Here is a 5164-nt window from a genome sequence, read left to right on the forward strand (position 1 = left end):
ATCCTGGCGCCGATGGGCGCTGCACAGGCGCAAGGGAAATCCGGAGCGCACATCGCTGCTCAGGACGCACAGACTCCCACGACCAAGAATCTCTCCGCACGGGGCAGCATCGCGATGGTGCCAGGCTCGGTGCCACTGATCCGCAATCTGTCTGCCAGGGGCAGTCTCGCGCAGGTGATCCCAACTCCGAAGGAACAGCCGAAGGCAAGCCTCGATACCACACCGGCAGTGGCCGGTTTGTAGAATCGTGACACCTCACATCGGATTACCTTTCAACACCCGAGCGGTGCCTGCCCCTGCGAGACCAACAAGCGCCCATTTAAAAAGTCTCCGTCCATGGACAGACGGTCCTACTACGACTTGGTTACTCTGCAGGCCAGGTCGTCACTGGCTGGGAAGGAATCGCAAGGAACGAAGCGGAGCGGTCAGTGACACCTATTAGTCGAGCGAGCAAAAATCGGCCATTGCCGTCATCCGAGAATCCCTAGTTCAGCTATTTTGGAATGACCGCTTTCTCGGGTAGCACTTGAGTTAATCCGTGCTGCGAAGCGGCGTCGGCTTGGACAATTTGTTAGCCTCCGCCCCGACGCGCTTGCCACGTTTCGAAGGCAAAGAGACAGAGCGTGTGCGCGGAATGAACTGCGAGACGTGCATGCCGAGGAACCACGCGGTAGGATCGCCCAATGTGCCCGTTGGCACTGCCAGCATGCGTGCGATAGGAGCCGATGCCATCAACGATGGAGCTGAGTCCTGAAAGGATACGCTTCAGGTCATCCTCCTCGACACTTTCGGGCGCAATGCGGAGATGCTTTGAAATTACGCTCCAAAGTGGCTTGATTGTCTGATTAGCCGATAGCTCAAGGCCATTCTCTGCGATGTAGATCTTGCAAAAGGCCCAATTTCAGGTTTCGCAAAAATGGCGACACGATCGATATTTTGTGCCAGGCCTGAATTGGCGTTCGCCAGAGTCGGTTCTCAGGGGCCGGCAGCAGTCCTCGTGACGCAGTGGTCAGGAAATCCAGTCGAGCAGGTTTTCACTGGATGAAGGGGTCAGGTTCGAGTCTTCAACAAACAAGCGATGCCAGATTGCAAATTGCAGTAGGCAGATGATTTCCCTCAATGCTGTGCCATTAGTCCGTTGGACCGCGAACAGTTCCGGTAAGGCCTCTAGGTTGAACCACTCCTTCACGGCGCGATTGTTGCCGAGCTTTATCTCCAGTCGATCGAGAAAATCGCCTCGGAGCCATTGGCGCAGCGGAACGCCGAACCCGCGCTTCTTTCGATGGACGTAATCGGAGGGAAGCAGACTTTCCGACCATCGGCGCAGGAAGTGTTTGCCCTCGCGGCCGCTGACCTTCAGGTGGTCGGGCAGCGATAGCCCAAACTCCACGACCCGATGGTCGAGAAAGGGTACCCGTCCCTCGATCCCGAAGCTCATCAACATGCGATCGACTTTAACCAGCAAATTGTCCGGCAGCGCGGTGCACATGTCCGTGTATTGGGCACGTTGAAGGAATGACCAACTCTCCGGAGTGCGCTGCCAGGCCTCGATAATCGGCTTTCGGAAAGCACCTTCGGTTTTTGTCAGTTTGCTGTCCCACGATGCTTTGGATCCCACGGTGCGAATTGCCTCAAGGGTTCTGAAACCACCTGACCCTGACCTCCGCAGATTTTTGAGCAGGCGTGTGAGAGGATTGGGGCGGTAGCGGCCATAACCCGCAAAAACTTCATCGCCCCCTTCGCCGGTGAAAACCACTTTCAGGCCAGCTTGTGCGCATTCCGCCAGACGGGCTGTGGGGAGACTCGCATAGTCAAGCATGAGGTCATCGGCCGCCCATATGGAACGAACCCACTGACTTAAGACCCCATCCCGGTCCAGCCGCAGCTCCGTGTGGTCTGCGCCAAAGCGATCGGCCATTCGCTTCGCGTCGGCCAATTCATCGTACGTTTGCACGTCCGAATAGCCCACGGAATAGGTCTTGACGGGGCCGCAGGCCAGCTTGTCCAGCATTCCCAGGATCGACGCGGAATCCAGCCCACCGGAGAGAAAGAGTCCGTATGGAACATCCGAGCGCATATGTTCCGACATCACTTGGCGAAACAATGCGCTGAATTCTTCAGCCGCATCCTCGTACTGAATGGTGCGGCTGGCGATGTGCAGGGGACTCCAGTATATACAGCGCGAAATCCTCAACTTTGCATCTATGGAAATCATTTCCCCCGGCAGAACCCGTTTTATCTGCTGGATAATGGTTTCTTCGCCGGTAATGAATTCATTTTGAGCATACTGAGCCAATGCATGTATGTTGATTGCGGGTGCCTGACCCAAGAGAGGCAGTAATGCCTTGATTTCAGAGGCGAATGCCACCCTGTCAGCAAGCACGGCGTAGTAAAGCGGCTTTATGCCCAGGCGGTCGCGGGCCAGCGTCAACCTTTGCCGTGTACGGTCATAAATGGCGAAGGCAAACATGCCCCTCAGCTTCTCAATGAAACCGTTACTATCCAACGCGTAGCTGTGCAGAATGCATTCGCTATCCGAATGCGTCGTTAAGTGCCGGCCGGCAGACTTCAGATCCGCTGTAAGTTCCGGATAGTTGTATATCTCGCCGTTTGCGATCAGCGCCAATTGGCCATCTTCACTGAGGAGTGGCTGCTGGCCTCCCAGCTGATCAATGATGGCGAGCCGAGTATGGGCCAATCCAATTTTGCCATCGATAAAGGAGCCAATACTGTCTGGCCCACGGTGACTCAATCTCCGGGACGCGGCTTTTAGCCGGGATTCGTCCACCGTACCGGATTTTTGGAATAAACCTGCAATACCACACATAGGGCGCGAACCGATTCAAGAAAGGAGAGACGCAATGACGCGTAGTAAAGGGGCGTCACGACGCGGCGCCGAAAGTGGGCCTATTGATCAAGATAGCAATACTTATGCCGCTTATGTGGATCATAAAATCAATACGTTATTGAGCACCTTGGTTTAAATAAACCAATTGCGCCGATGCAAAAGCGCGGGACGGGTACGGAAATTGGGGGCATGGTCTGATCCTTCAACCTCTAAGCACGTTCTCCCGATCATTCCCTACACACCAACCCGCTTGTTCTCATCGAGTGTGCTGATGGCACGCGCTCGGACCGGGATGGTCTATCAATTCTGATCTTCCCGAGCCCGACGCGGAATGGATGGTTTGGCTGTGATCCTTGTCGTCGTGGCGCCGCAGGGGTTTTGGAGGCGACCTGCGAGAGCTTCGCGTCCAGTCTCAAGGGCTTTGGGAAGAAGAAGCCTGAATATGGACTGGATTTTACGACATGCCCGTGTGCTGGCACCGCGGGATCTGGCGACACCTGTGCCAGGCCATGGTGGTCAAAGAATAGGAAATTCAATGGGTGGTGTGCCCATTGAGGCCGAAGGATGCGACTGTGATTGGGGCTTGTCAACTCACCTGATCGGTTGATGAGGTGGCGAGAATGATCTTTTTCGGGGCCGCCAAGGGAGTCGCGACGGTGCAAGGCACATTGACCAGCGGATTGACGGGAAATCGACGGGAAATCGGCACAAATGGAACCCGTCGGTCTCGAAGCGACGAGTCGGCAACCGGGCGATCAACAAGGGATACGGTGAGTTATCACCTCACCGTTTGATCGAATTCGTATTCAGGATCTGGTTCACCCCGCTCCGCGCCATGAGCGGTGGACTGATCCCAATCGAAGCACTTCATCACGGGCGGAGAGCGGCCGGAAGAAATCGGTGGAGATTTGGCGGGTTCGCCAATATGGAACAGGACGCTTTGCACCGGTCCCGGTTCGGTGATGAATGCGATCAGCCGCATCTCGCCTCCGCATTCCGGGCAGAGCAACGGCACGACCTGATAGATGCGGGCGATCAGGGCGCGCCACAAGTAGTGGGCGGGGCTATTCCGTCGGCTTTCGGTCATTTGCTCGGGTCCTCGGGTGCTCGGGTGTCTTCCTGAAGTGGCACGGATGGCAGCGAGGCCTCAAGAGGCAGGCTGGCGTAGACCGTGACTGCCGGTCGCAGGGACGAATTCGGCGCCAACACGCCGTGGTAGCGCTGCCGGTGCTTGCGCGGTGGCGGAACCAGGGCGGCGAGACGATCCGAAAACTCCAGGGGCCCAGGATATAGCTCAGACTGACGACCTGACTCCGGGTATCGGTGTCCAGCCAAGAGCATGCATCCAGACAACCTATTCGTCGAAAGCAAAAAAGTCCCCGGGCGATGATCAACACATAATGCAACCTTAAGGTTCGACAGATAAAACGATCCTCGACCATGCGCTTAGTCGATGCCCAGTCCTTGTTCCTTAGTCTCGGAGTCGAATGATGGAATCCAGCATGGTTTCAATCTCGGCATTAGATCTGTTCTTCCTGTCATCCCTTGTTATGGCAGCAGAAGAGAACAGGCTGAGCCGAGAGCAAATACTCCCAGCCATTTCTTCAGCGTTCCAAAAGCAATTCTTGGACGCCAGGCAAGCGAGTTGTTTGCAGGAAGTGAAGGACGGGAAAACCGTCTATGAGATCGAATTCAAACACAACGGCAATACGGAGGCTGCCTTCTACACTCAAGACGGTAGCCTGCTTGAAACCGAGAAGGCCATTAATACAACCGAACTGCCGGCTTTGATCGCCAACAGCATTAAGCGAGCGCACCCCAACGCAGTCGTTAAACAGGCCGAAGTGGTTAGCTCTCCGGATGGCACAGTCCGTGGGTGCGAGATTGATGCGACAGCGCGGGGAAAAATGATCGGGCTTGCTCTGGATAGTAGCGGAAAGATTTTGAGCGCCGATTCTGCCGATGCATACTCAGCACCCATTCCATTACCTGTAGAAGTCGCGACCTGATCTGACAGTTACCCGTTTTGGGTGCGCTGGGTTGTCAGATCAGATTCAACTGACCGACTTTCTGGTTCCACACCTCCTTTCCAGCGTGAAGCGTTTGTAGGGGAGTGCGACCGCAACACATCTTACCCTGATGGGTTCGCTCCTGGTTATAGTGCTCGATCCAGGCATCCAGGTCGGCCTGCAGTTCGTCCACGGAGAGATAAAGCTTCTTGCGGAAGACGGCTTTATAAAACTCCTGCAACAGGGTTTTATGGAAGCGTTCGCAGATGCCATTGGTCTGTGGATGCCGCGCCCGGGTCTTGGTGTG

At 55.6% G+C, this 5164-nt stretch carries 6 protein-coding genes and 1 pseudogene; 2 read left to right on the forward strand and 5 right to left on the reverse strand.

The window, feature by feature from the left end:
- Positions 1–243: hypothetical protein (locus tag EK23_RS23800; protein ID WP_045227264.1), on the forward strand; the 243-nt coding region annotated here is incomplete at its 5' end.
- Between the two features lie 328 nt (positions 244–571).
- Here the strand turns inward: EK23_RS23800 and EK23_RS24825 are convergent.
- The 4 genes and pseudogenes from EK23_RS24825 to EK23_RS24935 all read right to left on the reverse strand — a co-directional run.
- Positions 572–883, reverse strand: coding sequence for an abortive infection family protein (locus EK23_RS24825; RefSeq protein WP_082054409.1), 312 nt, complete (start codon positions 881–883; stop codon positions 572–574).
- Between the two features lie 126 nt (positions 884–1009).
- Positions 1010–2827 carry an asparagine synthase (glutamine-hydrolyzing) gene (gene asnB, locus EK23_RS21055; protein WP_045227369.1) on the reverse strand — a complete coding sequence of 606 codons (1818 nt, stop codon included), beginning with the start codon at positions 2825–2827 and terminating at the stop codon, positions 1010–1012.
- Between the two features lie 799 nt (positions 2828–3626).
- The gene (locus EK23_RS21060; protein ID WP_045227370.1) at positions 3627–3935 is read right to left on the reverse strand and encodes a hypothetical protein; all 309 of its coding nucleotides are present in this window, start codon (positions 3933–3935) and stop codon (positions 3627–3629) included.
- An 88-nt stretch (positions 3936–4023) separates the two neighbouring features.
- Positions 4024–4144, reverse strand: a pseudogene (locus EK23_RS24935) (transposase); the annotation flags it as partial.
- 191 nt (positions 4145–4335) lie between these two features.
- Here EK23_RS24935 and EK23_RS21065 point away from each other — a divergent pair.
- A complete protein-coding gene (locus tag EK23_RS21065; protein WP_082054411.1) occupies positions 4336–4857 on the forward strand; it encodes a PepSY-like domain-containing protein in 522 nt (173 codons plus the stop codon).
- Positions 4858–4891: 34 nt separating this feature from the next.
- Here EK23_RS21065 and EK23_RS21070 read toward each other — a convergent pair.
- A partial coding sequence (locus tag EK23_RS21070; RefSeq protein ID WP_045227371.1) for an integrase core domain-containing protein occupies positions 4892–5164 on the reverse strand: 273 nt, incomplete at its 5' end.

Origin of the sequence: Methyloterricola oryzae (assembly GCF_000934725.1) — a bacterium.
GTDB classification, from domain to species: domain Bacteria; phylum Pseudomonadota; class Gammaproteobacteria; order Methylococcales; family Methylococcaceae; genus Methyloterricola; species Methyloterricola oryzae.